This window comes from Bradyrhizobium icense (assembly GCF_001693385.1).
GTDB lineage: Bacteria > Pseudomonadota > Alphaproteobacteria > Rhizobiales > Xanthobacteraceae > Bradyrhizobium > Bradyrhizobium icense.
On the sequence record NZ_CP016428.1, the window covers coordinates 2,891,488 to 2,915,389 of the forward strand.

Here is a 23,902-nt window from a genome sequence, read left to right on the forward strand (position 1 = left end):
CTAATGACTGCGATGATCGACATCACCAGCGCCGAAAAGACCTTTACCATGCACCTGCAGGGCGGCGTTGAGCTGCCCGTGGTGCGCGGCGTCTCGTTTCAGGTCGAGCCGGGCGAATGCGTCGTGCTGTCGGGCCCTTCCGGCGCCGGAAAATCCTCGATCCTGAAAATGATCTTTGGCAATTACCGCTGCGATGGCGGCCGAATCGGCATCCGGCATCAGGGGACAGTGATCGACCTTGCCACAGCCGAGCCGCGGCAGGTGCTCAGCGTGCGCCGCTCGACCATCGGCTATGTCAGCCAGTTCTTGCGGGCGGTACCGCGGGTCGCCACCATCGACGTGGTGGCGGAGCCGCTGATTGCGAATGGAGCTGCACGCGGGGAAGCTCGCGAGAGGGCGGGTGCGCTGCTGCGTCGCCTCAACATTCCCGAGCGGCTGTGGGCGCTGCCGCCATCGACGTTCTCAGGTGGCGAGCAGCAGCGGGTCAACATCGCGCGTGGTTTCATTTCCGATCTGCCAATTCTGTTGCTGGACGAGCCGACAGCTTCGCTCGATGCCGCCAATCGCGCTGTTGTCGTCGATTTGATTGAACAGAAGAAACGGCAGGGCGTCGCGGTGGTGGCGATCGTCCATGACGACGAAATTCGCCATCTGATCGCCGACCGCATCGTCGACGTGACATCATTTGCCGCCGCGGCTTGAGGGAAGAAAAGAGATGACTTCGAAGCAAGAAACCATCCTCGGCAACGCCCGCATCGTCCTGGCCGATCGCGTGATCGAGCACGGCTGGGTCGCTTTCGCCGATGGCCGCATCGCCGAATACGGCGAGGGCGGTGCGCCGTCAGGCAGCGAGGACGCCGGCGGCGATCTGATCATGCCAGGCCTGATCGAGCTGCATACCGACCATCTCGAAATGCACTATGTGCCACGCCCAAAGGTATTCTGGGATCCGATCGCGTCGGTGGTTTCCTATGACGGACAGTTGGCCACCTCGGGCATCACCACGGTTCTGGATTCGCTCCGGGTCTGGCGTGAGGACGGCGCCGAGGAGGTCGACGGAAGGGCAGGCGTGCTGGCGGAGGCGATCGCATCCGCGCGCGAGGCGAACCTGCTGCGCGCAGAGCATTTCCTGCATCTGCGGTGCGAAATCCCGATGCCAAGCGTCGTCGAGGAGGCCAAGGAGCTGATCGACCGGCCTGACGTCCGGCTGATGTCGCTAATGGACCACACGCCGGGCCAGCGCCAGTTCCGCGACGAGGTCAAGCTGCGCGACTATTACCGCGGCAAGGGCGGCGGCAAGACCGACGCCGAACTCGATGCGCTGTTCGAAAAGCGCTTCCACTATCAAAAGACCCATGCCGCGGCCAACATGCGCGAGATCGTGGCGCTTGCCCATCGATATGAAATCCCGCTCGCCAGCCACGACGACACGACCGAGGAAAATGTCGCCGACGCGATCCAGGACCGCGTCGCAGTGGCGGAGTTTCCGACCACGATGGAAGCCGCGCGCGGCCTGCATCAGGCTGGCATCGGTATCTTGATGGGGGCACCGAACGTGGTTCGCGGCGGTTCGCATTCCGGCAACATCGCCGCCATCGATCTCGCCCGCGAGGGACTTTTGGACATCCTGTCGTCCGACTACATCCCTTCGAGTCTTTTGATGGCAGCCCTGCAATTGCCGCAGGATGTGCCGGCGATCGATCTGGCCTCGGCCGTCCGCACCGTCACCAAGACGCCGGCCGAAGCGGTCGGTCTTGCGGACCGCGGCGAGATCGCACCCGGCAAGCGGGCCGATGTAATCCGGGTGCATGTCGCCCGCAACATTCCGGTGGTGCGCAGCGTCTGGCGGGAAGGGCGGCGCGTAGCATGACGGAAACACTGACAACCACAGCGCCAGACCAGGCGGCCGCGATCGGGCCGGGCCGGTTGATTCTGGTGGTCGGCCCAAGCGGCGCCGGCAAGGACACGCTGCTCAGCCTCGCCAAGGTGGCCTGCGCCGAGGACAGCAGCATTGTGTTTCCCCGCCGCGTGATCACGCGTGAAGCGTCGGCGTCGGAGGAAAACGAAGAGGTCAGCGCCGGCACGTTTCAGGAGGCGCTGGCGCGTGGCGAATACGCCATGCATTGGGAAGCCCATGGCCATTGCTATGCATTGTCGCGCGCGATCGACAACGAAATCCGCGCCGGACGAACGATCGTGGTCAACGTATCGCGCACCGTGATTGGCGCGATGCGCCGCGCCTATGCCGACGTGGTGGTGGTTTCGATCACCGCGCCGCCGAACGTTCTGGCCGAACGGATTGCGATGCGGCGGCGGAACAGCGACGGCAAGCTCGAAGCCCGCCTGGGTCGCACGGTGGAGGATGCGGCGGCCGCGCCCGACGTCACCATCGTCAATACCGGCAGCGCCGAGTATCATGCCCGCCAGCTCGTCCGCGTCATCAAGAGCGAGAAATGGGACGATCGACGGGAGAGCTAAAATGACTGTGATCGCGACCATCGAGCAACTTGAGGCCATCTACGGCTTTCCCAACGATGCCTCGACCGTCAAGGTCGCGAACAGGATCACGCCGGCCTATCGGGCGTTGATGGACAAGTCGCCGTTTGCGGCGCTGGCGACCTGCGGGCCGGAAGGGCTGGACTGTTCGCCGCGCGGCGACTTGCCGGGCTTCGTTCGCGTCCACGACGAGAAGACGCTGATGATGCCAGACCGGCGCGGCAACAACCGCTGCGATTCGCTGCGCAATATCGTGCGCGATCCGCGGGTGGCGCTTTTGTTTCTTATCCCGGGTTCCGGCAGCACACTGCGCATCAACGGCCGCGCGCATGTCTCGGCCGATCCGGAACTGCTCGCGTCCTTCAAGATGGAAGGCAAGGCGCCGCGCACCGTCATCGTCATGACGGTCGAAGAGGTTTACTTCCAGTGCGCGCGGGCCATCGCCCGTTCCGATCTCTGGAATCCCGACAAGCGCGTCGATCCGAGAAGCTTGCCGACGCCCGGCCAGATACTTGCCGAAATGAGCGACAATACCGTCGGCGGCGAGAAGTACGATCGGGAATGGCCGGAGCGCGCGCGGCAGACCATGTGGTGATGCGCTGCTGGCTCGCGACCTGGCAGCGGCCGTACGGCAAGCAATTCAGAACAACCGGCGCGAGCGCCGCGAGCGGATCAGGCGTAACGGATCGCCTTTTACGCGCATTTGAGAAAATTCCGGACCAGCGGATTGAGAGAATCCCTCCGCCAGCAAACGTTGGCGTAGCCGTGCCGTTGCGCTGTCGCCGATCATCCCGATGGAACGTGCGGGCAGGTGCTGGATCGCTGTTTGCTGCCGCGCTTGTCGGCCGGCACGTTGCAATCGTCGATCCGCTGCTCGTCCATCCACTTTCTTCCCAGCCGCTCTTTTCCGGTCAATGACGGTCCGTCAGCGGGCAGAGCGGTCTCCGCATTCGGTGCCGTTTGGTCAGGCTGCCTTTCCTGCGCAAAGGCCGCCGATGCAAGGCAGAGCACGAGAAGGAAACTGATCAACCTTTGGTGAATCGGTTCCATCGGATGTCCTCACCGAAACCAGAAGCGTCAGATTAAACCTGTCGATATTCACGTCGCCACCCGGAACCTGCAGAGAACGGGTCGGTTGCCTCTCATCGCGTCGTGCGTGCTTCACGTGGAAAGGAGAGACACATGAATACGAAACGACTCATTCTTGCGGGTTGCTCCATTTTGGTTTTGAGCACCGGCGCAGCACTGGCCGGTCCCTGCGAAACGGGACGCGCCGCCAACCTGAAGGACGCAGGCTCTGGACCGGCCCAGACTGGCGACAGTCAAACAACAGGTATGGCGAGCAGCACCAGCCAACATCCGCCGACCGGCACCATGAACCGAGCGGCGGGAGAAACTGCAGCATCTTCACAAGATACGCAGCGGCAGATGCAAGGCGAACCGACGGCGGCACAGCAGGCTGAAGGCGCCAAGGCCGACAAGGTCACAGAGGCAGACAAAGACTGCTGAAGATACGTATCGACCCTGGTCGTCATACTGCTTCGGCAGATAGGCGCTGGTGCGTAATGGAAAGTCGTTCGAACTGTGATTGGACGAACTCTCGCGGTGCATGCGTCGATTGGGCGCCGTTATCCGCAGGGGTTTGACCAAGAGGGAAGTAGGCTTGTCCAAGAGCGAACTTCTTCCTTCGGAGATAGTACGCATAGTGCGACCTTCGACCTTCCGTACTTGCGCTCTGTCCACGGCGACCCTAGTTTCGTCCCGGCACGAATGTCGTGCCAGCACTGCTTGGGAGGACCCCTGATGAGTTGGAAGACTCCGAAGATCGTCGAAGTGTCGGTGGGCATGGAAATCAACATGTACGCCTGCGCGGCGCGTAAATAGACGCGTCGAACCGGTCTGCCCGGCTCCGGCAACGGCCTGTTGCCGCGGGCCGGGCAAACTGCACGCCCTCCAGCCACAGGATCCCCAAGGAAGTTTTCCACTGTTTGCTGCAGGCGCAGATCCTGACCAACTGGACCGGAATCTCCGTAGGGGGCTGGCCGAAGGCCGGCCGGTCTAGATCACACGCTATCTTATCCGGATTCCAATTTGTCCCATGACTCGCCGACGGTCCCTGCCTCATGCTAGGGTAGGTCTCGGCTGATGCCGCGGACTTACTTGCCCGTTCAACCTCAAGACCCGCTGAATGCGAATGCTGACGCATGCAAAGACCTTCCAGGCTATGGTCGTGTCTCTTGTTGCGTTGCTGCCGGCCTGCGCCCATGCCGAGGCCTTCGATACCGAGCATATATTCGGCTTCATGATTGGAACCGATGTCGGCAGTGTGGGCGAACGGGAGTTTCAAACGGAGACGACCGGGCGCTTCGGCAGGAGCGGCGGTACTTATCGGGCCCTCGGCCAGGAGTTCGAACTGGAGTTTGTACCTGTCCGGAATTTTCGAATCGAGCTGGGTAGCACATTTGCATCGCATACGATCAGCGGCGTGCCTGGCCTTGACGATCAGCGCCGGCTGTCGTGGCAGGGCGCATCGGTCGATTTGCGCTACCGCTTTCTCGATAGGGAGGCGGCGCCGTTCGGGCTCACTTTCGCGACAGAAATGCACGCGCATCGTGTCGATGAAACGACGGCTGAAGCGGTTCGGAGTTTCGGGACTGAATTCAGGTTGGCGTTCGACGGGGAGCTCGTCCCGAACCGCGTTATCGCGGCGTTCAACCTGATCTACGAACCGGAATGGACGCGCCTGGTCGGCAACAGCGCCATGGAGCGTGACTCCACTGCGGGCGCGGCGATTGGGGTGCTGGCGCAGGTGCGGCCGGGTTTTCTGCTGGGCGGAGAGGCGCGGTACTTGCGGAAATATGAGGGAATCGGCTTGGAGGAACTTGTCGGGCAGGCGATGTTCGTCGGTCCGACAGCGTATTTCCAATTGTCGAAGCATACGCGGGTGACCGCGAGCTGGAGCGTTCAGGCGTGGGGACGTCCGGCCGGATCAAATGCCAGCCTTGATCTGGTCAATTTCGACCGCCACCAGGCGCGGCTGGTATTTGGCGTTAACTTCTAGCGTGGGGAGGACGCATGGCGTTTCGGCTTTTCACGGTGTAGTGAAACCCGGCTTCGCCGATTGCCGTACCTCTTTGCGTTATCTATTCGGGAACTAATCAAGGGATATCAGCAATGACACCGATAGACTTGGTCGTGACCGTTTGTGCCGTGCTCTCGCCGACCACCTGCGAGGAAACCCATTTGGTCTTTTCTTCAAATGTTTCGTTGCAGCGATGTGCCATGGCCGCGCAGCCCTATATCGCGCAGTGGGTTGGCGAACACCCGAAATGGACTGCGGTCAAGTGGCGATGCGAATATCCAGGCGCCAATCGAAAGGCTTCCGGTGACGCCGTGTGGTCGGCAGGCTGAATAGTCGTCCGGCAGCGGCGGCTACTTGTTGCAGTCCTTAAAATCCTTGTCCGCGATCGAAAACATGGCATCGGCCTTGATTTCGATGTCGCGCACGAAGCAGTGCTTTGAGCCGGGATAGTCGACCTTGATGTCGTAGCGCTCCGGCTGCACGCCGGTGATACGCAGGCGCTCGTCGTGGTCGACTTCCTTGTCGTGCAGGGTGAGGTTGGGACCCCCGTCGTTCTTTCCGGGCGGGGATAGCTGAAACTCCGAAATGGTGACCACAATCGGATGCCTTTTCCCTGCGCGTCACCTCATTGGCGCTCGTTGAGAGCAGCGCCACCGAAGCCAGTATCCATCGCATCGGAGCATGCTTTCGTCGCGGCGCGCCTTAGCCGTCATTGCCTGATCAGGCGGTCTCGATTTTTTGCTTTACCGAAGTTTCTTGCCCGATCGAGACCGATTGGGGCGATCAACCGGGCCGTATCGAGATCGGCACCCTCGAAATCCGTGTCGACGACAGTGATGCCAGTCAGGTCGGCCCCGCCGAGCTGAGCACCCTTGAGAGAAGCACCGGTGAGGTCGCTGCCCTTCAGCACCGCAAATTCGAGATCGACACGAGACAGGTCGGCGCCGCGCGCGTTCAGGCGTTCCAGCTTGGCCGATTTCAGCACCGCGCGCATCAGCCCCATCGACTGGTTACGCATGTCGGCGCCCAGATTTGCTTCCGCGATCGAAGCTCCGACGAGGCTCGCGCCGGTGAGATCGGCAGCGATGCGCGCTTGCGAAAGATCGGCGCCGTCGAGGCGGGCGCGAGCCATCTGTGAAGCGAACAGGTTTGCGCTCCTGAGGCTTGCACCAGTGAGGTCCGCTTCCAGTAGCCATGCCTGGTCGAGGATGGCGCGGTCGAGTTTGGCGCCGGCAAGTTTCGTCTTGTTGAGCCGTGCCGCGCGGAAGATTGCGCCGGACAGATTGATTCCCGACAAGTCCAGGCCGGATAATCTCTTCCCGGTGAAATCGGCGGGCGCGGCGATGGTCGCCGCAGCGACCGTGGCCTCGACCTCTCCGCGGGTCAATTCGGCTGAGACCATATCGGGTGAAGACAGGTCAACATGACGCATCATGTCCTGCGCGGTTGCCGTTATGGCTACAAGAGCAAAACCAAAGACTGCAGTTCCGATCGAGCGTTTCATTGTCAACCCCAACCGATCACGCATTCTAGCACCGGCCTTTGGCACTGCCTACGGCGCATCCTGCTGGGTGGGACAGCCATAGATCCGCCGCACGATTTCCGATTTGATTGCGGCGATCTCGACCTCTCCGCGTGCGCTTCGCGGCGTGCGGATGGGTAGCTGCGCGAGAACCCGGGCCGGGCGCGGTGACAGCAGGATTACGCGATCGCCGAGACGAACCGCGTCGTCCACATCGTGGGTGACCAGCAGCGTTATCATGGAGCGACCGTCCACCAACATGGCGATCTCATCGCGCAAGCGGCTCGCAAGGGCGGTATCCAGCGAGGCGAGCGGTTCGTCGAGAATGAGCAATTCCGGCTCGACGGCGAAGGCGCGGGCAAGCGCCACGCGCCGCGCGAGGCCGACCGACAACTCGCCGGGAAAATGGTTGCGATGTGCCTTCAGCTCAAGAACTTCGAAGAGTGCTGAAAGCTTCGCGTCGTCGGCGCCAGGCGCGGCAAGTCGCACATTCTCCTCGACCGACCGCCACGGCAACAGCCGCGGCTCCTGGAACACGAAGCCGATCCGCGCGCCGGCGGGTCGCGAGACGCGCCCTTGAAAGTCGGGGTCCAGGCCGGCGAGAATCCGGAGCATCGTACTCTTGCCGCAGCCGGATGGGCCAACCAATACACCGACCTCGCCTGCATCAAGTGCAAAGGCAACGCCCGCGATCACGTCGTGCTGTTCGCCCGCCGCGCTCTTGAACGTCTTGCTGGCGATATCGACCTCAAGCCGCACGGGGACGCCACCGGGATACCCGGGCCTCAAACGGCTGCACCAGCAAGGTTTCAATGAGGAGCACGACCGCGGCGAAGCTCAGCGAGTAGGCAAGCAGTAGCGGAATGTCGAATAGCTGGAACGCTACGCCAATCTCGAAACCGACACCGTTCGGACGCCCGAGCAATTCCGCAACAAGTACGATCTTCCAGACCAGGGAAAGTCCTGATCGTGCGGCGGCTGCGATATAGGGCGACAGTTGCGGCAAAATGACGTGTCGGAACCTGCTCCAGCGCGGCAATGCAAATACCGTCGCCATTTCGTCCAGCGCCGCATCGAGGGCGCGCGCGCCCTCGCGGAGCGTAACGACGGCGGTCGGGAGTTTGTTGATGGCGATTGCCGCAATTGCGGCGACTTCAGTCAATCCAGCCCAGATGTAGGCGAGCACGATGACCACGAGCGCCGGCAGATTGAGCAGCAGGATCAGCCAAGGATCGCACAGCCGATCGGCAAGCCGTACCCGGCCCATCAGGTATCCGATGGCCGCGCCCAGAGCCATCGCCAGCGTGAAGGCGAGCGCAACGCGCGCCAACGTCGCGCCGAGATGGAAGAACAGGTTACCCGACCTGGCTTCCGCAATCATGGCAGTGAGCACGGTGGGGGGAGGTGGCAGCTTCGCGTCGCCGGCAAACAGCGAGGCGATCCACCAGATTGCAAGGAACATGGCGAATGACAGCAGGCGCGCCACCTCAATCTCCCGGGATCGCGTGATAGAATGTTCCGGCATCCAGTTCAGGCACCGGCCCGACAAGCTCGTGGCCGCCGATTTCAGCCAGCACGCGATAGAGAATGCGCGCGTCGGCTTCTTCGTCTGCGATCGGCCGACGCGGAATTCCCTCCCGATAGCGATCACGATAGACGCGCAACGTTTCGGCGTCTGGAGCGCCGGTCAGCGGCGCAATTTTCTCCCACTCCGCATCCGTGGTCGACAGGATCTCTTTCGCCGCGCGGGTCATGGCTATGAAGCGGGCAATTTTGTCCTGGTTTGCGTTCGCCCATTTTTCGTCGAAGACGTAGCCGAGCATCGCGGTGCGGCCTTTGGCGCCGAGTTTCGGCAGCAGGTCCTCGATGCCGGCGACGCGGCGGAAGCCCTTCGCTTCCAGCGCCGCGCAGAAATTCCAGTAGTTCACGGTGGCATCCATTTCGCCGCTGAGCGTCTTCGCAGCCAGCAGCGGTGGCGCCCCGTAAGCGATTGTCGCGTCCGATTTCAGGTCGATGCCGTCCCGCTTCAACCACGCCCGCAACAACAGCCAGTTCTTGTCGATCGGACCGCCCGCGACGGCGAGCTTGCGGCCCTTGAGATCGGCCAGGGTCCGGATCGGCGATGAGGCAGGGACCATCACCGCGCCGAGCGCGCTCGAATAGGGATAGAATGTCAGTTTGGCGCCAAGCCCGCGCTCGCGCGACACCCAAAGCCAGTCAGTGACGACAATGTCGGCGTTGCCGGCACGAAGCGCGATCTTGCCCGCCTCAGGGCTCGCCAGTTCGAGAACCTCAACGGAAAGGTTGGCCTGCTTGTCGAGGCCGTGCGCGCGGATCACTGCCAGTTCCCAGGCGAATGTTCCGGTCTTCTGCACTGCAACGCGCAAGGCTTCAGCGCTGCCGCGCGTGCCGAGCGAGACCAAGACAATCGTAGCAAGGAGCATGCGAACAAAGAGTTTCATGGTGCCTCTGGCCATTTCCTCCGACATCTGCTTTTCAGCGGATCAGTCATAGCATAGCTTCCACCGTTAGCAGCGGGAGGAAGACGATGATGTTTGTGGGATCGGTACGACCGATTGTCGCCGCGTTGACGGCGCTAATGGCGACGACAGGGCTTACGCGTGCCCAGGATATCAACGACTATCCGACCTCGGCGCGCGTCGAATACGCGTTTGGCTGTTTGAAAGCGAACGGCGAGACGCGCCAAGCGATCGAACAATGCTCCTGCTCGATCGATGTTATCGCTTCGCTCGTGCCCTACGACCGCTATGTCACGGCCGAAACCGTGCTCAGCATGTCGCAGGTGCGGGGCGATCTGGGCGGCCCCTTCCGCACGTCGGAGCAGGCGGCAAGCGCCCTCAACGAGCTGAGGCGAGCCCAGGCCGAAGCGGAAGTTCGCTGCTTCTGAAAGCGAGGTGATCGCGGCTTCGAAGACGACGACGGCCAGGCGACAGCCGTTTTTCTCGTGCCCCGGACGCAGCGCAGCACGCGAGTGATGCGCTGCAGAGCCGGGACCCATGTCACCAGAGCGCACGATGTCCGCAATGGGGCCCGGCTCTGCGGAGCAGCGCTGTCGCGCTGCACCGCGTCCGGGACACGATGCTATTCTGTCCGCAGACGCATCAAATTCCGGAATCGTCGATCTTCCATTCGCGCTGGAAGACGCGTCCCTCGGTGTCCTTTGCCTCGGCGCGGAAACTTTTCGCGCCATTCGAGACGTAGGTGAACCGGATATTGGGATCTTCCGAAATTGAAATGCCACCCTCCATCGTCAACACCAGGCTGTCGTCCTGCCAGAGCCGCAGTTCATTGATGAAGAATGCCGGAACATACAGATGTGTGACCTGATCCATCTGCAGGCCGGAATTATTGGGATGGCCGATCATGATCTGGGCCTCGCGGACGCCGGTGGCAGGGCCTTCGCCAGCCTTCGCGAACTGCCGGTAGCGCATCTGGCCGAGCCTGGCCTTGGCCTCGTCGGCGTTCTTGGCGGCAGGTGCCGAGCATCCGCCGGACGCCTTTACATACGTCTTGGCCATATAGAGTTGGCCGTCGCTGAGTTCGGCCACCGCATGGACATCGGTGTAATTGTTGACGCGGACACGGGTGGAGATTTCCGGGACCTTGGCGTCCGGCCCGAGCTGGAATTTTGCCGCCATCGGCGCAGGGTTCTGGTCGATGACCAGCGTAATGCTCAGCACCTGCCGGCCGTCACTGGCTGGCAGCTTCGTTCGTAACGTCACCGGCACGATTGCGGCATCCTCGGCGCGGGCCGGCATTTCGATGGCAATGACGTCGCTGCCATCGTTCATCGGACGATTGTTGAAGATGTCCTGAACCAGGCCAGGCCAGGGATCCGGCGTTGCCGCAAATGCTAGCGGCGAGCCAGACAGCAGCAAGCCAACGACGACGCACAAGCGGAAGATAGTTTCGGGCATGCACCACCTTCACGGGGGATGGAGGCAACGAACGGAATATACGGTAACGCCCCCGCTATTCCCATTCAATTTCCGAAAATGCCGCGGTTGCGTTGCGGGCGTTGAAGTCGTCGAACAATTCCCACCGGGTTCGCTCGGAGCTCGCTGCCGTGCCTGCCGCGGCCTTTATCGGCTCGCCGCGGGCGACGAGCCCGCGTACGTCCGAGGCCAGAGTTTCGAGATAACGACGCTCGTCGGCGAGGGCGGCCGGCCATCCGCTCACGGGACCGTGACCAGGAACCACGCGCTGCGCGGGCAGGGTGGCGAGTTCACCGATGACGGCCAGCCAGCCGCGGATGCTGCCGTCCAGCACGGGCGTATGGACGAGAAACACGAGGTCGCCCGCGAACAGGGTTCCGGTCTTTTCATCGAGCACGGTGAGATCGCAATCGCTGTGCGCGGCGGGCCACGCCCGTAAGGCGAGGGTTCGCCCGCCGAGATCGAGCTTGAGCGTGCCGCTGACGAGCAGCGTTGGCGGCACGATGCGTATTTCGTCGATCAACTGATCGCCCATCGTGCGGCGAAATGCGTCGAGATAGAATTGACCGCGCGCAGCCAGCGCGCGCGGCAGGTTCGCGTGGCCGACAAACGTCGTTTCGTCCTGCACGAAAGCGCCGTTGCCGAAGATGTGATCAGGGTGGCCGTGCGTATTGATGACGTAGCGGATCGGCTTGTCGGTCCGGGCGCGAATGGCTGCCAGCAATTGCCGTCCCTCGCGAAGGCTGCCGCCGGTATCGATCACGGCGACCGCGTCCTCGCCGATGATAAAGCCTACATTGGCAATCGCGCCCGCGTTCTCGCGCTTCATCTGCGCGGTCTGGCCGTTGTGTACGAATACGCCATCGGCAATGGAGTTGACGGGCAGCTCCTGTTGCTGGGCGAACGAAGCTGTGCTCGTCGCGATCATCGCGAGCGCGGCAATGATCCATGCGGGATAAGCCATAATCGGCCTTCGTCTCTCCACGAAGCGCAACCGGTGCTGCGTTTGCGTCGCAGCACGGGCGGCGACTTCGCCGGGATTATTCCTGTTGCGCGCCCCAATTGACAAGCATAGCATTTTGCTTGTCTGCGGCTTCAACGGAACATCGTTCGTCGAGGTTGCCGATATCTTTTGCGAGTTGGCAACAATAGCGAGCCGGAATTGCAGCAGCTTTCGATGACACGTGCCAGACAGAAGCGCTGGCTGGCGATTTCAACCTTGGTGATGCTCGCGGTGTTCTTCGGGCGCGATGTTGCGCGCGCGCAGATCAAGGAAGGCGGCGATCTGTCGATTGAGCTCATCGATCCCAAGGTGCTGCGCGTCTGCGCCGACCCGCACAATTTGCCGTTTTCCAACGACAAGGGCGAGGGTTTCGAGAACAAGCTCGCCGAACTGTTCGCCGAGAAACTGCACAAGAAACTGGACTACATGTACTTCCCGCAGGCGACAGGCTTCGTCCGGATGACGCTTGGCGCCCATCGTTGCGACGTCATCATGGGCTTTCCTCAGGGCGACGACCTCGTTCAGGGCACCAATCCCTATTACCGCACCGCCTACGCGCTGGTCGCCAAGAAGGGCAGCGGCCTCGACGAAGTGACCACGCTGGAAGACGAGCGTCTCAAGGGCAAGCATATCGGCGTCGTGGCCGGAACACCGCCTGCCACGAATATGGCGGTCAACGGCCTGATGGCGAATGCCAAACCGTATCATTTGATGGTCGATACCCGTTTGGAGTCGTCAGCGGAGGCCATGATAGCCGACCTGATGTCCGGTAAGATCGACGCCGGCATTCTCTGGGGGCCGATGGCGGGCTTCTATGCGAAGAAGGCGAACCCGCCGCTCCATGTCACGCCCCTCGTGAAGGAAAAGTCAGGCCCTCGATTGGCGTACCGTATCGGCATGGGAGTGCGTGCCGCCGACCAGAACTGGAAGCGGCAGCTCAATCGCCTGATCCAGGAAAACCAGTCGGCCGTCAACAAGATACTCCTGGATTTCGGCGTGCCCTTGCTCGACGACAACGACCGGCCGATCGGCGCGGAGGCGGCAACCAAAACGCCATGAGAGCAGCGCTCGCAGGCCTGATCCTTGCGGCATTCCCATTCGTCGTCTCGACCTTCGCGCAGGAGAAGCCTCCCGAGCCCGAGGGGTACCGCATGGAAGATTACCGTGCGCCGGTTCCTGCGACCCTTGCCGGTGTACGCGTGCTGACCACCGCAGAGGCCGAGGCGATCTGGCGCGCCAATGCCGGCGCATTCATCGACGTAATGCCTCGCGCACCGAAGCCGCAAAATCTCCCCGAAGGCACCATCTGGCGCGATCAGCCGCGGCTCAACATTCCCGGCAGCGTGTGGCTGCCGGACACCGGCTACGGAAAGCTAGCCGGCGTAACGGAAGACTATCTGCGGCGCGGGCTTGTCCGCGCGACGGCGGGCAACAATGCTGCGCTGGTGGTGATCTACTGTCTTGCCGATTGCTGGATGTCCTGGAACGCGGCCAAGCGCATCCTCACTTACGGCTATTCCAACGTGGCGTGGTACCCTGACGGGACCGACGGATGGGAACGGGCCGGTCTGGCGCTGGCAGAGTCGCATCCGGAGCCGCGGACAGGCGGGGAGACCGCATCGCCGCGTTAGCGACTATTCGATCTCCTGCTGAATCGTCCGCCCGAGGGCGAACAGCCGCTGGTCGATCGCCGTCGGCACCTCGCAGACGAATTTGATGACGTTCCGTCGGTCCTCGAAGATCCGCGTCTGCCAGACGAGCTGATTGCCGAGTTCGTCGATCTTCGCCTGGTCGGGCGCCGTTTCGCCCTGCAGCGCCTGCAAGGCAAGCGTGTCGGTGCGGATTTTATCCGCCGCCTCGCGCTGCTTGCGGGTGACGCGCTCCAGGCCGTTCATAACCTGGGAGCGTTGGGCATTGAGAGCGTCGAACAGGCCGGCGAATAGCAGTTTCCCGCTGGCGGTCTTGTCGGCTGCACCGTTCAGATACTCCGTGATTGCCTTTTGCGCCTCCTCGAGCGGGGTCCGCCTTGCCGCGAGTTTCGCGACCAGCGCGCTGACCTTGGCGTCGTCCTTCCACTTGCCGGAGACGTCGTCGAGCGGCGGGCCTGCCCACACCGCGGCGAGCGAAATTTCGGGCACCTTGGCCTGGACGCACGGCCAGTCGGGATAGCGCGGATCGGCGGCATGGCCGTATCCGCTTATGGCCGCGATAGCAACAAGTATGGTGATCGTGGTCCGAAACCTCATGTCTCGCCTCCGGCCGGCCCGCGGCGGATCAGGCCGCGCGACGGATCGTAGGCAAAGATGGCGCCGATCATGAAGGCGATCGTGCAGCCGCCGACGACCGCGAGCGCGATCCAGTTCATTTGCCCATACAGCGCAAAACGTATCAGCTCAACGGCATGCGTGAACGGATTGAATAGGCAGACATAGTAGAGCATCGGGCTGCTTTCCAGGATGCGCCACAGCGGATAGAGCGCCGAGGAAGCGAAGAACATCGGAAAGATGACAAAGTTCATCACGCCCGCAAAGTTCTCGAGCTGCTTGATGCCAGAAGAGATCAGCATGCCGAGCGCGCCGAGCATGAGGCCTGAGAGGACCAGCGCCGGCAGCACCGTGAGATAGCCGGCCGGCGGCGGCGCGATATCCCAGAACCAGGCGATCAGCAGGAAGGCATAGACCTGAAGCAGCGAGACCGCGGTTCCCGCCAGAAGCTTGCAGGACAACAGAAACCATCGCGGCAGCGGACTCACCAGCAAGGTCCGCATATTGCCCATCTCGCGGTCGTAGACCATGGAGAGCGAGGACTGCATGCCGTTGAAGAGCTGGATCATCGCCATCAGGCCGGGCGCGATGTAGACCTCGTAAAGGATGTAGGTCTCATATGGCGGGATGATGGAGAGGCCTAGCACCTGGCGGAAGCCCGTGGCGAAGATGAACAGCCACACCAGAGGCCGCACCAGCGCCGAGATGAAGCGCTCGCGCTGATGCAGGAAGCGAAGCGCCTCGCGCCACACAATGCCGTTCAGGCATGTAAGGTATTCGGTGAGCGAGAAGCCGCGCTGGATTGGCGTTATGGCTGCCGATGTCATGGCGTCTCGCTCCCGCTTTGTGCGCTGGAGCCGGTCAGCCGCATGAACGCCGTGTTGATATCGCTGCCGCCCGCATCGGCGATGACCCGCGCCACCTTGCCTTGGGCCAGTACGCGGCCCTGATGCAGCACGACGAGATCGTCGTTCGAGCCGATCTCGTCGAACAGATGCGTCGCCCAAAGCACGCTTATTCCCTGTTCGGCAACGAGCTGGCGGACGTGGTTGAGGATGTCGGCGCGGGCTTTGACGTCGAGGCCGACGGTGGCCTCGTCAAGCAGGAGCAGGCGCGGGCGATGTAACAGCGCCCGCGCGATTTCCAATCGCCGCATCTGGCCGCCGGAGAGATCGCGCACCTTGCTGCCGGCGCGGTCGGCAAGGCCGATGCGCGCCAGCACCTCACCGCTGCGCGCGCGCGCATCGCGCCTGCGGATGCCATGCAGGGCGGCGTGATAAAGCAGGTTTTGCGTCACCGAGAGGTCGAGATCAAGCGTGCGCGGCTGAAACACCACGCCGAGCAGCCGCAAGGCTTCGCCGGGCGTCTGCGCGACGTCATGGCCGAAAATCCCGATACGACCATGCTGGATACCGAACAGCCGCGTGATCAGCGAGAACAGGGTGCTCTTGCCGGCGCCGTTCAGGCCGAGCAACGCGGTGAAACTCGCCGGTGCGACGGTGAAGCCGATGTCGATCAGCGCGCGCCGGATGCCATAGGCATGGCTGACGCCTTCGATCGACAGCGCAGGCCTCTCCCCGGCATCGGGTCGGGGAGGGAAACCCTGCGAGTTCTGACCGGCGGAAAAGGCGTCAGTGGCCGTCATGGTTGTGCAATCGTGACACCCCAGGGCAGCTCACCGACCTGGATCGTCTTGATAACCTTCTGGGCTGCGACGTCGATCACCGAGACGTCGTTCGACACGCCATTGGTGACCAGCAGATATTTCTCGTCCGGCGTGAATGCCATCTGCCAGACCCGCTGACCGACCAGCAGATACTTCGTCACCTTGTGGCTGGTGGCATCGACGACTGCAACGCGATTGGCCGGCCCGAGCGCGACGAAAGCGGTTTTGCCGTCCTTGGTCATGCCGATGCCGACCGGCTGGATGGCTTCGCTCCGCAGGCCGGGAATTTCGAATGTAATCTTCTTCATCACCTCCCGCTTCGCCGGGTCGATCACCGAGACGGTGCCGCCAATCTCGGACGATACCCATACTTCGGAATTGTCACGCTTGAACTCGGCGAACCGCGGGCGCGCATCTACCAGCACGTTGGCGACGATCTGGCGCGTCGTGGTGTCGATGAAATGCGCCATGTTGGTGGTCTCGGACGTATTGATCAGGATTTTGCCGTCCGGACTGATGGCCATGCCTTCCGGTTCGACGCCGACCTGGATTTCGCCGAGACGTGCGCGCTTCTCGACGTCGATGATGGTCACCGTATTGTCGTTTTCGTTGGCGACGTAAAGGATCTTACCTTCTGCATCCAGGGCGAACAGCTCGGGATCCGGGCCCGAGGGCAGGGTATCGACGACTTCCTGTTTGGCAACGTCGATGACCTGGATACTGTCGTCATCGCCGACGGCCACGAATACGAACTTACCGTCTCTTGTGAACTCGATTCCGCGCGGCCGCTGGCCGACCTTGATGGTCTTGGTGACGGCCCAATTGTTGGTATCGATCACGGATACCGTATTGCTCTTTTCGTTGGAGACATAGGCGATGAAGGCCGAGGCGGGGGTCGCCATCATGAGCCACGCAGCCGTTACGGAAAGCAGGCAACATCGCCACATACGCAATCTCCTCCTTCAACGTAGCTTGCACTTGGTTTCCGGTCGATCGACGCCAAGCGAATCGAGCTCCGACACCTGGTGCAGAAATCCTTCCTGCGGCGAGACCGACACTACCATGCGCCCATCGACCAGCAGGATCGGTTGACGAAGCTGCAGATTCCAGTCCCGCAGCGTCAGCCGCCGACCTTTGAACGCCGCGATGGAAAAGTCGGGTCCTTTGAGGAAATCCGAAATCGTCTTTGGATCGCCAGACTTGGTGCGCGACGCCGCTTCGCCGATCATGCGCGCGGCGGTCCAGGCCTGCATGTCCAATGCCGTCATCTGTCGCGAATTCAGTTTTGTAAAACGGTTCTGGAGCTGGATCGCACCCCATTGATCCTGTGCGGCGTGCCAACCGGTGGGGACCAGCCCTGCCGAGCCGGCAACCGGCCGCGGGTCCCAAGTCCTGTAGGGCAGGTAGGATGCGAACACCTCGCTTTCGTCAGCCGCGACGAGGACGTCATAGGCCGGCGCTTGCTGGGTGAATACCGGTATTTGCCGCTGGATCAGGGTAACACCGCTGTCGGTACGGCGGGCGCCGCCGGTATCTTCGAATGTTCGCTCCTGAACGATCTTGGCGCCGAAGCGCGTGGCCGCGCGGCGCAATGCATCGGCGTAGAGCTTGTCCCGATCATGCGAGCCGACGACAAGCAGCCAGCGTTTCCATTGCTTCCACACCAGATATTGCGCGAGCGCATCCGCGAGCATCGAGCGCGTCGGCGCGACATGAATTACGTTTCCGCGACAATCCTGTTCACGCAGCCGATCGTCGACCGCGCCAGTATTCAACAGCAGCGTTCCGCGATCGCGGAGCGCGTCGGCCGCCTTCAAGAGATCGTCCGCTGGAAGGTCGGCGATGATGAAACCGGTGTGGCCGGCAAGCGCGGCTGCGGCCTTAGCGACATCCTCATTGTCCTTGAGCCGGACTTCTTCCAGCGTGAAGTGCTGATTGAGGAACTTGCCCGTGGTGTTGTTGTCCTCGATGGCAAGGCGTGCGCCGGCAACGCCATCGTTCTCCGCCGGCAGTTCGACGAGAGACAGTTTTGGTTCAATGCCGGCGCGGCCGAGATAACCGATGCCGATCTCGATCGGGTCGGCCGCGAGCACGGGGGTAGCCGCGATGCCCAAGCCGATCGCAGCGACCAACCATCGGATCATGGCTCCTCCCTGACAGGCCTTCTTCACGCCGCCGCGTGGAAAGCCTTTGGCGTGAACCATGACCGAATTGTCTTGGCTTGCAACCCAATTCTCCGTTGGGGCGGCATCACGCCGCTTCAGCCCTTTAGCCGCTCGGCGTGCCAGCGCAGATGGTCGGCCATGAACGTGGAGATGAAGTAGTAGCTATGGTCGTAACCGGATTGCCGGCGCAAGGTGAGGGGGATCTTGGCTTTCTCACATGCACCTTGCAGCAGTTCCGGGCGGAGCTGTTCCGTCAGAAACTGGTCCGCATCGCCGTAATCGACCAGCAGTTCGGACAACCTGGCGCCGTCCTCGATCAGCGCAACCGCATCGTGCTTGCGCCACGCTTGCCTGGCATCGCCGAGATAGCCGCCCAGCGCCTTGATGCCCCACGGCACCTGCGAGGGGGCGACGATCGGCGCAAACGCGCTCGCCGAGCGATAGCGATCCGGATGGCGCAGCGCGATCGTCAGCGCGCCGTGGCCGCCCATGGAATGGCCGAGAATGGATTGCCGGCTTGCATCGACAGGAAAGTTTTCGGCGACCAGCTTCGGCAGTTCCTCTGTGACATAGCTCCACATTCGGTAATTGCGGGCGAACGGCTCCTGCGTCGCATCGACATAGAAGCCGGCACCAAGCCCGAAATCGTAGGCGTTGGCGGGATCGCCCGGCACGCCTTCGCCGCGCGGGCTGGTGTCGGGCGCAACGAAGATCAGGCTGAACTCGGCGCAGGCGCTGCGGAATTCACCCTTTTCCGTGACGTTGGCATGGGTGCAGGTCAGGCCTGAGAGATACCAGACGACCGGAAGTCTCGTGCCGGCAGCGTGCGGAGGCACATACACCGAGAACGTCATGTCGGTCCGGGTTTCGTGGCTGGCGTGCCGGTAGACGCCTTGCGTTCCGCCATATGCCTTGTTGAGTGAAACAGTATGCATGCTCATGGTCTTGCTACTCCGGCGCCATGCGGCACGCTTACGCCAAGGCCACTTTCGATTGCCAGCCGCACCAGTTCGGCGGAAGTTCGTACGCCGAGCTTTTGGCGCATGATCGACGACGTGTTGGCGACGGTTTTGTAGGAGGAATGAACCAGCCACGCGATCTCGGAAAGACTCTTGCCCGCGCTGAGCAGGCGCAGGATCTCCATCTCCCGCGAGGTAAGTTTTGCAAGCGGGCTGCGAGCGAAAGCGGGTCCGGCGAATGCGATGCTTCGCGCGATCGCGGAGGGCAGGTAGACCCCGCCTTTGCCGACTTCGCGGATGGCCTCGACCAGATCCTGCGGATCGCCCGTCTTCGCGACATAGCCCTTGGCGCCGATTTCAATGGCGCGCGCGGCGAAGACCGGATCGTCGTTCATGCTGAACATGATGATCCGCGCGGAAGCGGCGCGCGCAAGAATGCGCCGCGCCAGTTCGAACCCCGACACGGTCGGGAGGTTGATATCGATCACGCTGATGTCGGGGCGTTCGGCGACGAACACGCGTTCGCCGCCCTCGGCGTCGGCGGCCTCCAGCAGCACGATCTCCGGCTCGTCGGCAAACACGGTGCGGCAGCCAGAAGCAACGATGGGATGATCGTCGACGATCAGTACTCGCATTGCATCGATCCCCGATAGCTTCGGTTGCATTGCTGCATCGCGTCAGGCTGCGCTGGACTCGGCGCACCGCCGATCATGCAACGCCGACACGATTGCTGTACGCTTCAATCTGATCGTCGGTTTTTCGACTGTCAACGGTCCTCTCGTCGAGGAACTGATTGCGACACGATTGGGGCAAACGTCATGTGGCAGAGATTGTCGTTGCGTGGGCGGATCAATCTGCTGCTGGCGCTGGGGCTCACGCTTGGTTTGGCCATCAACATCGCGCGGCTGGTGGTGGAAGCGGCACCCCGTGTCCGGGCCGAAGACCAAAGTGTCATACGGCTGGCGCGCGAATTCGTGGAGACGATCGTTCCAGGCCTGAACGAGGCGCCAGATCCGGAGGCGCGGCTGAACCAGATCGTCGACGACCTCAGCCGGCTCCGCCACGTCAGCATCACGCGGCAGGGCGATGCAACCGTGGCTGAGCGCTCGGGCGACGTCGACGGCCAGCGGTCGCCGCCGGCATGGTTCATCGCGCTCGTGCATCCGGAAACAACCACCGTGAGCGTACCGATCACGATCCACGGAAAGCCGCAATCGCTCCTGATCACCTCGCATCCGAACGACGAAATGGCCGAAATCTGGGACGGAATCGTCACCCAGCTAGCGGTTAGTTCCGCCCTCGCCATCGCGCTCTTTCTCGTTACGATAGTCGTGGTTGGCCGTGCGCTGGCACCGCTGCAGGCGCTTTCGCAGACCATGGCGAACATCGAGGCCGGGCAGTATGGGGCACGCGTCGAGCCCGGCGGCCCGCCCGAACTGGCGGCGATCTGTGCCAAACTGAACCACCTTGCGGGCGCCCTCGGCGAAGCCGTCGAGGACAAGCGCCGGCTCGCCGAGCGCACGGTCTCGCTGCAGGACATGGAGCGCAAGGACATTGCGCGCGAGCTGCATGATGAGTTTGGGCCCTACCTCTTTACGCTGCGCGCCCACGCCGGCGCCCTGATGCGGCTTTCGGAAGACGGGCGCGCGCCCGCTGCGGACGCACTGCGCAAGCATGGCACCGCGATCATGGAGCAGATCAATGCGCTGCAGCAGTTCAACCGCAGGATACTGGAAAAACTGCGGCCTGTTGGGCTCGCTGAGCTTGGGCTTCGCGAGGCGCTCGGCGTGCTCTTGCGCTTGTGGCGTGAATCCCGCCCCGACGTTGCTATTGAGGCGAACATTGCCTGCGCGCCGGGCGAGACCGGAGAGGTCGCGGACCTGACGATCTACCGTACCGTCCAGGAAGCCCTCACGAACGCCTTCCGCCACGCCGACGCGACCACCGTCAACGTCACGGTCGAACAGGCCGCAGGAATGCATGGAAGTCGGGCTTGCGCCTTGGTGCGCGTCAGCGACAACGGCCGCGGTCTGGCGCCGGATCACAAGCTCGGTTTCGGCTTGACCGGCATGCGCGAGAGAATACTGGCGCTGGGTGGCACGCTGAATGTCGTCTCCGGCAAAGAGGGCGTCACGGTGGAGGCGGTCATTCCTCACGGATCGCATTGAGGCGGCGAAGCGATGGGCGGGAATTTTTCCCGGTCTCTTCGGGAAGGAAGGCATTTAGGGAACCCGACCTTTTGCGGCTAGCGCGTGTCGATGTCTTCTCACTAGTATCGTCCGCATCAAACCGGCCCTTGCCAATGCGCCGGAATGTAGTGGGGTGGGGATATGGGCGCGCGCGTACTGGTGATCGGGACAATCTCACTGTGCCTGGTTCCCGGGATCGACAGTGCCGAGGCCCAAACCGCATCTGGCGAGAGCGAGGTCTTGCCCGCCATCGAGGTCATCGCCCCGCCGACATCAGCAAGACCAGCGGCGAGACCTGCCCGCGGCACTACCGCACCTCGAGCCGCCCGAACTGTGCGCAGGGTGTATGTCTACCCGACCGCGCCCACACCGACGGCGCGATCGGGAATGGATGTCGACAAGGTGCCTGCAGCGATCAATGCCGTTGGAGCCGGGCAGATTGCGCGTACGGGCTCGCTGAACGTCGCAGATGCGCTACAGCAACAGGTGCCGGGTATCGTCCTCAGTGACACGACCGGCAATCCATTTATGCCCGACGTACAATTTCGAGGTTTCGTTGCATCTCCGGTCTCGGGTACTCCCCAGGGATTGGCAGTTTACCAGAACGGGGTGCGCATCAACGAAGCGTTCGGCGACACCGTCAATTGGGACTTGATCCCGACCGCTGCAATCAGGTCGGTCACAGTCGTAACCAACAACCCGGCGTTCGGCCTCAACGCGCTCGGCGGAGCCGTCAACGTGCTGATGAAGGACGGCTTCAGCTATCAAGGGGCCGAAATTAACACCATGGGAGGCTCGTTCGGGCGCATCCAGAGCTCGGCGCAGTATGGCAAGCAGATCGACAATTTCTCCGTCTATGGCGCGCTCGAAGGCGTGCGTGACAACGGCTATCGAAATTTCTCGGAGTCGGCGATTCGCCGGTTCTACGGTGATGTCGGTTATCGGACCGATAGCAGTGAATTTCACCTCAACGTGGGCGTCGCCAAGAATAATTTCGGCGCGGCGGCGGCCGTTCCGGTCGAACTGCTGCAGAGATATTGGGGGGCGACCTATACGACACCGCAGACCACCGACAACCGTGTTGCCTACGCCAATCTGACTGGAAAGGTCGAGGTGACGCCGACCTGGACGATCGAAGGCTCGGCGCGAGTCCGGGCATTTAGGCAGAAGACGGTGGACGGAAACCCGACCGAGACGGAGCCGTGTGCCGCCGATCCGGGGCTGCTTTGCTTCAACGACGATGACGTGCCGGCAAATGGGCTTAACGGCGTCCAACTCGCAAATCCGTTCCCCGCCGACGCCGTTCTGGGGCAGATCGACCGGACGACGACCCGTTCGACGACGACTGGCGCGACCCTGCAGGCAACCAACACCGACCAGTTGTTCGGGCACAACAACCAGTTCATGGTTGGCGCCACTTTCGATTCCGGCGTCACCCGCTTCGGGGCCAGCGCGGAACTGGGTACGATCGGCTCAAACTACGTCGTCAGCGGCAGCGGCATCTTTCTCGGGCCGTCTGGCGATCCTATTTCCATCGGCCCGGTCTCGCTCCGCGCCACCAACCGGTATACCGGCCTCTATGCGCTCGACACGTTCGACGTGACGGATGCGTTCTCAATCTCGGGTGGCGGCCGGTTCAACTATGCAAACATCGTCCTTCAGGATCAGATTGGCACCGACCTCAACGGCAATCACACGTTCAGTCGCTTCAATCCGATGATCGGCGGCACCTACAAGATCACGCCGGGCTTGACGGCCTATGCGGGATATTCCGAAGCTAATCGCGCACCGACGCCGCTGGAGCTCGCATGCGCCGACCCTGCGCGCCCCTGTATCGCTGCGGCATTCCTGATCGCGGACCCGCCGCTGAAGCAGGTCGTCTCTCGCACCATAGAGGCCGGTTTCCGCGGAACGCAGGAGCTGAATATCGGAACGCTGGGGTGGAAAGTCGGCGCGTTCCGCGCGACCAATGCCGATGACATCCTGGCGATTCCGAGCCCGGAATTACAGGGATTTGGCTATTTCCAGAACGTAGGCCGGACGCGCCGCCAGGGTATCGAGGCTCAAGTCAATCTGACGTCGAAGACGCTGCAACTTTATGCCAGCTATGCCCTCGTAGATGCGCGCTTCCTCGACGCCCTGACGCTCACCTCCAACAGCCCGTTCGCCGATCCCGTCACCGGCAATATCCAGGTTCTGCCGGGCAATCGCATTCCGGCGATACCCCGCAACCGGGTCAAGGTTGGCATCGACTATTCGATCACAGACGCCTTCAAGGTCGGTGGCGATGCATTGTTCGTCGGCAGCCAGTATTTTGTGGGCGACGAATCCAATCAGGCGGCGCGGCTGCCAGGGTATTCGGTTTTCAACCTGCACGCCTCGTATCAGATCAACAAGACGTTCCAGCTCTACGGCCGCGTCGACAATGTCCTCGACAACCGCTATGCGGTTTACGGGACGTTCTTCGAACGAGATGACATCCCCAACTTCGCCAACGGTGGCGCGGACTTTACCGACGCCCGCTCGGTCAGCCCGGCGCGGCCGCGCGCCTTTTACGCGGGCCTGAAGGCAACTTTCTAGAGAACGGGAGGCCTAAAGGC

27 protein-coding genes and 1 pseudogene are annotated in these 23,902 nt (G+C 62.3%); 13 read left to right on the forward strand and 15 right to left on the reverse strand.

The annotated features are described in order from the left end of the window. Window positions 1-3: 3 nt before the first annotated feature. From phnL to LMTR13_RS13540, 4 genes are read left to right on the forward strand one after another with little or no spacing between them, the layout of a single operon-like run. Window positions 4-702: a phosphonate C-P lyase system protein PhnL gene (gene phnL, locus LMTR13_RS13525; protein ID WP_065728313.1), complete on the forward strand. Its 699-nt coding sequence runs from the start codon at window positions 4-6 to the stop codon at window positions 700-702. A 13-nt stretch (window positions 703-715) separates the two neighbouring features. After that, on the forward strand, window positions 716-1,870 hold the full coding sequence (locus LMTR13_RS13530; protein ID WP_065728314.1) for an alpha-D-ribose 1-methylphosphonate 5-triphosphate diphosphatase: 1,155 nt from the start codon (window positions 716-718) through the stop codon (window positions 1,868-1,870). Next, window positions 1,867-2,478 carry a phosphonate metabolism protein/1,5-bisphosphokinase (PRPP-forming) PhnN gene (gene phnN, locus LMTR13_RS13535; RefSeq protein ID WP_065728315.1) on the forward strand — a complete coding sequence of 204 codons (612 nt, stop codon included), beginning with the start codon at window positions 1,867-1,869 and terminating at the stop codon, window positions 2,476-2,478. The genes LMTR13_RS13530 and phnN overlap by 4 nt, the downstream gene beginning before the upstream one ends. 1 nt (window position 2,479) lies before the next feature. Continuing rightward, window positions 2,480-3,091 (forward strand): pyridoxamine 5'-phosphate oxidase family protein, encoded by a 612-nt coding sequence (locus LMTR13_RS13540; protein ID WP_065728316.1) that lies wholly within the window; start codon window positions 2,480-2,482, stop codon window positions 3,089-3,091. A gap of 45 nt (window positions 3,092-3,136) precedes the next feature. Here LMTR13_RS13540 and LMTR13_RS40730 read toward each other — a convergent pair whose 3' ends face one another. Then, a complete protein-coding gene (locus tag LMTR13_RS40730) occupies window positions 3,137-3,355 on the reverse strand; it encodes a hypothetical protein (RefSeq protein ID WP_156795610.1) in 219 nt (72 codons plus the stop codon). 323 nt (window positions 3,356-3,678) lie between these two features. Between LMTR13_RS40730 and LMTR13_RS39225 the strand changes: the two genes are divergently transcribed. The 4 genes from LMTR13_RS39225 (at window position 3,679) to LMTR13_RS43355 (ending at window position 5,907) form a co-directional block, all read left to right on the forward strand. Next, window positions 3,679-4,005 carry a hypothetical protein gene (locus LMTR13_RS39225; protein ID WP_083219029.1) on the forward strand — a complete coding sequence of 109 codons (327 nt, stop codon included), beginning with the start codon at window positions 3,679-3,681 and terminating at the stop codon, window positions 4,003-4,005. Window positions 4,006-4,299: 294 nt separating this feature from the next. Beyond that, on the forward strand, window positions 4,300-4,380 hold the full coding sequence (gene pqqA, locus LMTR13_RS13550; protein WP_035728097.1) for a pyrroloquinoline quinone precursor peptide PqqA: 81 nt from the start codon (window positions 4,300-4,302) through the stop codon (window positions 4,378-4,380). A 304-nt stretch (window positions 4,381-4,684) separates the two neighbouring features. Beyond that, a complete protein-coding gene (locus tag LMTR13_RS13555) occupies window positions 4,685-5,557 on the forward strand; it encodes a hypothetical protein (RefSeq protein ID WP_236843377.1) in 873 nt (290 codons plus the stop codon). A 113-nt stretch (window positions 5,558-5,670) separates the two neighbouring features. Further along, on the forward strand, window positions 5,671-5,907 hold the full coding sequence (locus LMTR13_RS43355; RefSeq protein WP_065728319.1) for a hypothetical protein: 237 nt from the start codon (window positions 5,671-5,673) through the stop codon (window positions 5,905-5,907). A gap of 21 nt (window positions 5,908-5,928) precedes the next feature. Here LMTR13_RS43355 and LMTR13_RS13565 read toward each other — a convergent pair. From LMTR13_RS13565 to LMTR13_RS13585, 5 genes and pseudogenes are all read right to left on the reverse strand, one after another. Beyond that, window positions 5,929-6,253, reverse strand: a pseudogene (locus LMTR13_RS13565) (hypothetical protein). Window positions 6,254-6,287: 34 nt separating this feature from the next. Beyond that, window positions 6,288-7,082 (reverse strand): pentapeptide repeat-containing protein, encoded by a 795-nt coding sequence (locus tag LMTR13_RS13570; protein WP_065728320.1) that lies wholly within the window; start codon window positions 7,080-7,082, stop codon window positions 6,288-6,290. A gap of 48 nt (window positions 7,083-7,130) precedes the next feature. Beyond that, complete coding sequence (locus tag LMTR13_RS13575) at window positions 7,131-7,859, reverse strand: ABC transporter ATP-binding protein (protein ID WP_065728321.1); 729 nt, start codon at window positions 7,857-7,859, stop codon at window positions 7,131-7,133. After that, window positions 7,849-8,586, reverse strand: a complete 738-nt coding sequence (locus LMTR13_RS13580) for an ABC transporter permease (RefSeq protein WP_065728322.1) — start codon at window positions 8,584-8,586, stop codon at window positions 7,849-7,851. Before LMTR13_RS13580 ends, LMTR13_RS13575 begins: the two co-directional genes overlap by 11 nt. A 1-nt stretch (window position 8,587) precedes the next feature. Further along, complete coding sequence (locus LMTR13_RS13585) at window positions 8,588-9,562, reverse strand: ABC transporter substrate-binding protein (RefSeq protein WP_065732658.1); 975 nt, start codon at window positions 9,560-9,562, stop codon at window positions 8,588-8,590. An 86-nt stretch (window positions 9,563-9,648) separates the two neighbouring features. On the opposite strand from LMTR13_RS13585, the gene LMTR13_RS13590 reads away from it, so the two are divergent. Next, window positions 9,649-10,008: a hypothetical protein gene (locus LMTR13_RS13590; protein WP_065728323.1), complete on the forward strand. Its 360-nt coding sequence runs from the start codon at window positions 9,649-9,651 to the stop codon at window positions 10,006-10,008. A 214-nt stretch (window positions 10,009-10,222) separates the two neighbouring features. On the opposite strand, the gene LMTR13_RS13595 is transcribed toward LMTR13_RS13590, so the two are convergent. Both LMTR13_RS13595 and LMTR13_RS13600 read right to left on the reverse strand, forming a co-directional pair. Beyond that, a complete protein-coding gene (locus LMTR13_RS13595) occupies window positions 10,223-11,038 on the reverse strand; it encodes a quinoprotein dehydrogenase-associated SoxYZ-like carrier (RefSeq protein WP_083219030.1) in 816 nt (271 codons plus the stop codon). Between the two features lie 55 nt (window positions 11,039-11,093). Next, window positions 11,094-12,020 (reverse strand): quinoprotein relay system zinc metallohydrolase 2, encoded by a 927-nt coding sequence (locus LMTR13_RS13600; protein WP_065728324.1) that lies wholly within the window; start codon window positions 12,018-12,020, stop codon window positions 11,094-11,096. Between the two features lie 213 nt (window positions 12,021-12,233). Here LMTR13_RS13600 and LMTR13_RS13605 point away from each other — a divergent pair, with 213 nt between their 5' ends. Further along, a complete protein-coding gene (locus tag LMTR13_RS13605) occupies window positions 12,234-13,118 on the forward strand; it encodes a substrate-binding domain-containing protein (RefSeq protein WP_065728325.1) in 885 nt (294 codons plus the stop codon). Next, window positions 13,115-13,690 (forward strand): PQQ-dependent catabolism-associated CXXCW motif protein, encoded by a 576-nt coding sequence (locus tag LMTR13_RS13610; protein ID WP_065728326.1) that lies wholly within the window; start codon window positions 13,115-13,117, stop codon window positions 13,688-13,690. Before LMTR13_RS13605 ends, LMTR13_RS13610 begins: the two co-directional genes overlap by 4 nt. A 3-nt stretch (window positions 13,691-13,693) precedes the next feature. Here the strand turns inward: LMTR13_RS13610 and LMTR13_RS13615 are convergent, their stop codons facing one another. From LMTR13_RS13615 to LMTR13_RS13645, 7 genes are all read right to left on the reverse strand, one after another. Next, window positions 13,694-14,305 carry a hypothetical protein gene (locus LMTR13_RS13615; protein WP_065728327.1) on the reverse strand — a complete coding sequence of 204 codons (612 nt, stop codon included), beginning with the start codon at window positions 14,303-14,305 and terminating at the stop codon, window positions 13,694-13,696. Beyond that, window positions 14,302-15,150, reverse strand: coding sequence for an ABC transporter permease (locus LMTR13_RS13620; RefSeq protein WP_065728328.1), 849 nt, complete (start codon window positions 15,148-15,150; stop codon window positions 14,302-14,304). Before LMTR13_RS13620 ends, LMTR13_RS13615 begins: the two co-directional genes overlap by 4 nt. After that, window positions 15,147-15,968: an ABC transporter ATP-binding protein gene (locus LMTR13_RS13625; protein ID WP_065728329.1), complete on the reverse strand. Its 822-nt coding sequence runs from the start codon at window positions 15,966-15,968 to the stop codon at window positions 15,147-15,149. Before LMTR13_RS13625 ends, LMTR13_RS13620 begins: the two co-directional genes overlap by 4 nt. Beyond that, window positions 15,965-16,891, reverse strand: coding sequence for a YVTN family beta-propeller repeat protein (locus tag LMTR13_RS13630; RefSeq protein WP_236843378.1), 927 nt, complete (start codon window positions 16,889-16,891; stop codon window positions 15,965-15,967). The genes LMTR13_RS13625 and LMTR13_RS13630 overlap by 4 nt, the downstream gene beginning before the upstream one ends. Before the next feature lie 60 nt (window positions 16,892-16,951). Continuing rightward, window positions 16,952-18,133 carry an ABC transporter substrate-binding protein gene (locus tag LMTR13_RS13635; RefSeq protein ID WP_065732660.1) on the reverse strand — a complete coding sequence of 394 codons (1,182 nt, stop codon included), beginning with the start codon at window positions 18,131-18,133 and terminating at the stop codon, window positions 16,952-16,954. A gap of 116 nt (window positions 18,134-18,249) precedes the next feature. Next, window positions 18,250-19,095 (reverse strand): S-formylglutathione hydrolase, encoded by an 846-nt coding sequence (fghA, locus tag LMTR13_RS13640; RefSeq protein ID WP_065728331.1) that lies wholly within the window; start codon window positions 19,093-19,095, stop codon window positions 18,250-18,252. Next, on the reverse strand, window positions 19,092-19,748 hold the full coding sequence (locus tag LMTR13_RS13645; RefSeq protein ID WP_065728332.1) for a response regulator: 657 nt from the start codon (window positions 19,746-19,748) through the stop codon (window positions 19,092-19,094). The genes fghA and LMTR13_RS13645 overlap by 4 nt, the downstream gene beginning before the upstream one ends. A 183-nt stretch (window positions 19,749-19,931) precedes the next feature. Between LMTR13_RS13645 and LMTR13_RS13650 the strand changes: the two genes are divergently transcribed. Together LMTR13_RS13650 and LMTR13_RS13655 are read left to right on the forward strand one after the other, a co-directional pair. Further along, complete coding sequence (locus tag LMTR13_RS13650; protein ID WP_065728333.1) at window positions 19,932-21,281, forward strand: histidine kinase; 1,350 nt, start codon at window positions 19,932-19,934, stop codon at window positions 21,279-21,281. A gap of 162 nt (window positions 21,282-21,443) precedes the next feature. After that, entirely contained in the window at window positions 21,444-23,882 is a 2,439-nt protein-coding gene (locus tag LMTR13_RS13655; RefSeq protein WP_065728334.1) for a TonB-dependent receptor, read from the forward strand. Window positions 23,883-23,902: the final 20 nt, after the last annotated feature.

Bases quoted from the DNA above. Each gene is read 5' to 3' on its own strand.
- phnL (WP_065728313.1), top strand. From the start codon at position 4: ATGACTGCGATGATCGACATCACCAGCGCCGAAAAGACCTTTACCATG.
- LMTR13_RS13530 (WP_065728314.1), top strand. From the start codon at position 716: ATGACTTCGAAGCAAGAAACCATCCTCGGCAACGCCCGCATCGTCCTG.
- phnN (WP_065728315.1), top strand. From the start codon at position 1,867: ATGACGGAAACACTGACAACCACAGCGCCAGACCAGGCGGCCGCGATC.
- LMTR13_RS13540 (WP_065728316.1), top strand. From the start codon at position 2,480: ATGACTGTGATCGCGACCATCGAGCAACTTGAGGCCATCTACGGCTTT.
- LMTR13_RS39225 (WP_083219029.1), top strand. From the start codon at position 3,679: ATGAATACGAAACGACTCATTCTTGCGGGTTGCTCCATTTTGGTTTTG.
- pqqA (WP_035728097.1), top strand. From the start codon at position 4,300: ATGAGTTGGAAGACTCCGAAGATCGTCGAAGTGTCGGTGGGCATGGAA.
- LMTR13_RS13555 (WP_236843377.1), top strand. From the start codon at position 4,685: ATGCGAATGCTGACGCATGCAAAGACCTTCCAGGCTATGGTCGTGTCT.
- LMTR13_RS43355 (WP_065728319.1), top strand. From the start codon at position 5,671: ATGACACCGATAGACTTGGTCGTGACCGTTTGTGCCGTGCTCTCGCCG.
- LMTR13_RS13570 (WP_065728320.1), bottom strand. From the start codon at position 7,082: ATGAAACGCTCGATCGGAACTGCAGTCTTTGGTTTTGCTCTTGTAGCC.
- LMTR13_RS13585 (WP_065732658.1), bottom strand. From the start codon at position 9,562: ATGAAACTCTTTGTTCGCATGCTCCTTGCTACGATTGTCTTGGTCTCG.
- LMTR13_RS13590 (WP_065728323.1), top strand. From the start codon at position 9,649: ATGATGTTTGTGGGATCGGTACGACCGATTGTCGCCGCGTTGACGGCG.
- LMTR13_RS13595 (WP_083219030.1), bottom strand. From the start codon at position 11,038: ATGCCCGAAACTATCTTCCGCTTGTGCGTCGTCGTTGGCTTGCTGCTG.
- LMTR13_RS13600 (WP_065728324.1), bottom strand. From the start codon at position 12,020: ATGGCTTATCCCGCATGGATCATTGCCGCGCTCGCGATGATCGCGACG.
- LMTR13_RS13605 (WP_065728325.1), top strand. From the start codon at position 12,234: ATGACACGTGCCAGACAGAAGCGCTGGCTGGCGATTTCAACCTTGGTG.
- LMTR13_RS13610 (WP_065728326.1), top strand. From the start codon at position 13,115: ATGAGAGCAGCGCTCGCAGGCCTGATCCTTGCGGCATTCCCATTCGTC.
- LMTR13_RS13615 (WP_065728327.1), bottom strand. From the start codon at position 14,305: ATGAGGTTTCGGACCACGATCACCATACTTGTTGCTATCGCGGCCATA.
- LMTR13_RS13620 (WP_065728328.1), bottom strand. From the start codon at position 15,150: ATGACATCGGCAGCCATAACGCCAATCCAGCGCGGCTTCTCGCTCACC.
- LMTR13_RS13625 (WP_065728329.1), bottom strand. From the start codon at position 15,968: ATGACGGCCACTGACGCCTTTTCCGCCGGTCAGAACTCGCAGGGTTTC.
- LMTR13_RS13630 (WP_236843378.1), bottom strand. From the start codon at position 16,891: ATGGCGACCCCCGCCTCGGCCTTCATCGCCTATGTCTCCAACGAAAAG.
- LMTR13_RS13635 (WP_065732660.1), bottom strand. From the start codon at position 18,133: ATGATCCGATGGTTGGTCGCTGCGATCGGCTTGGGCATCGCGGCTACC.
- fghA (WP_065728331.1), bottom strand. From the start codon at position 19,095: ATGAGCATGCATACTGTTTCACTCAACAAGGCATATGGCGGAACGCAA.
- LMTR13_RS13645 (WP_065728332.1), bottom strand. From the start codon at position 19,748: ATGCGAGTACTGATCGTCGACGATCATCCCATCGTTGCTTCTGGCTGC.
- LMTR13_RS13650 (WP_065728333.1), top strand. From the start codon at position 19,932: ATGTGGCAGAGATTGTCGTTGCGTGGGCGGATCAATCTGCTGCTGGCG.
- LMTR13_RS13655 (WP_065728334.1), top strand. From the start codon at position 21,444: ATGGGCGCGCGCGTACTGGTGATCGGGACAATCTCACTGTGCCTGGTT.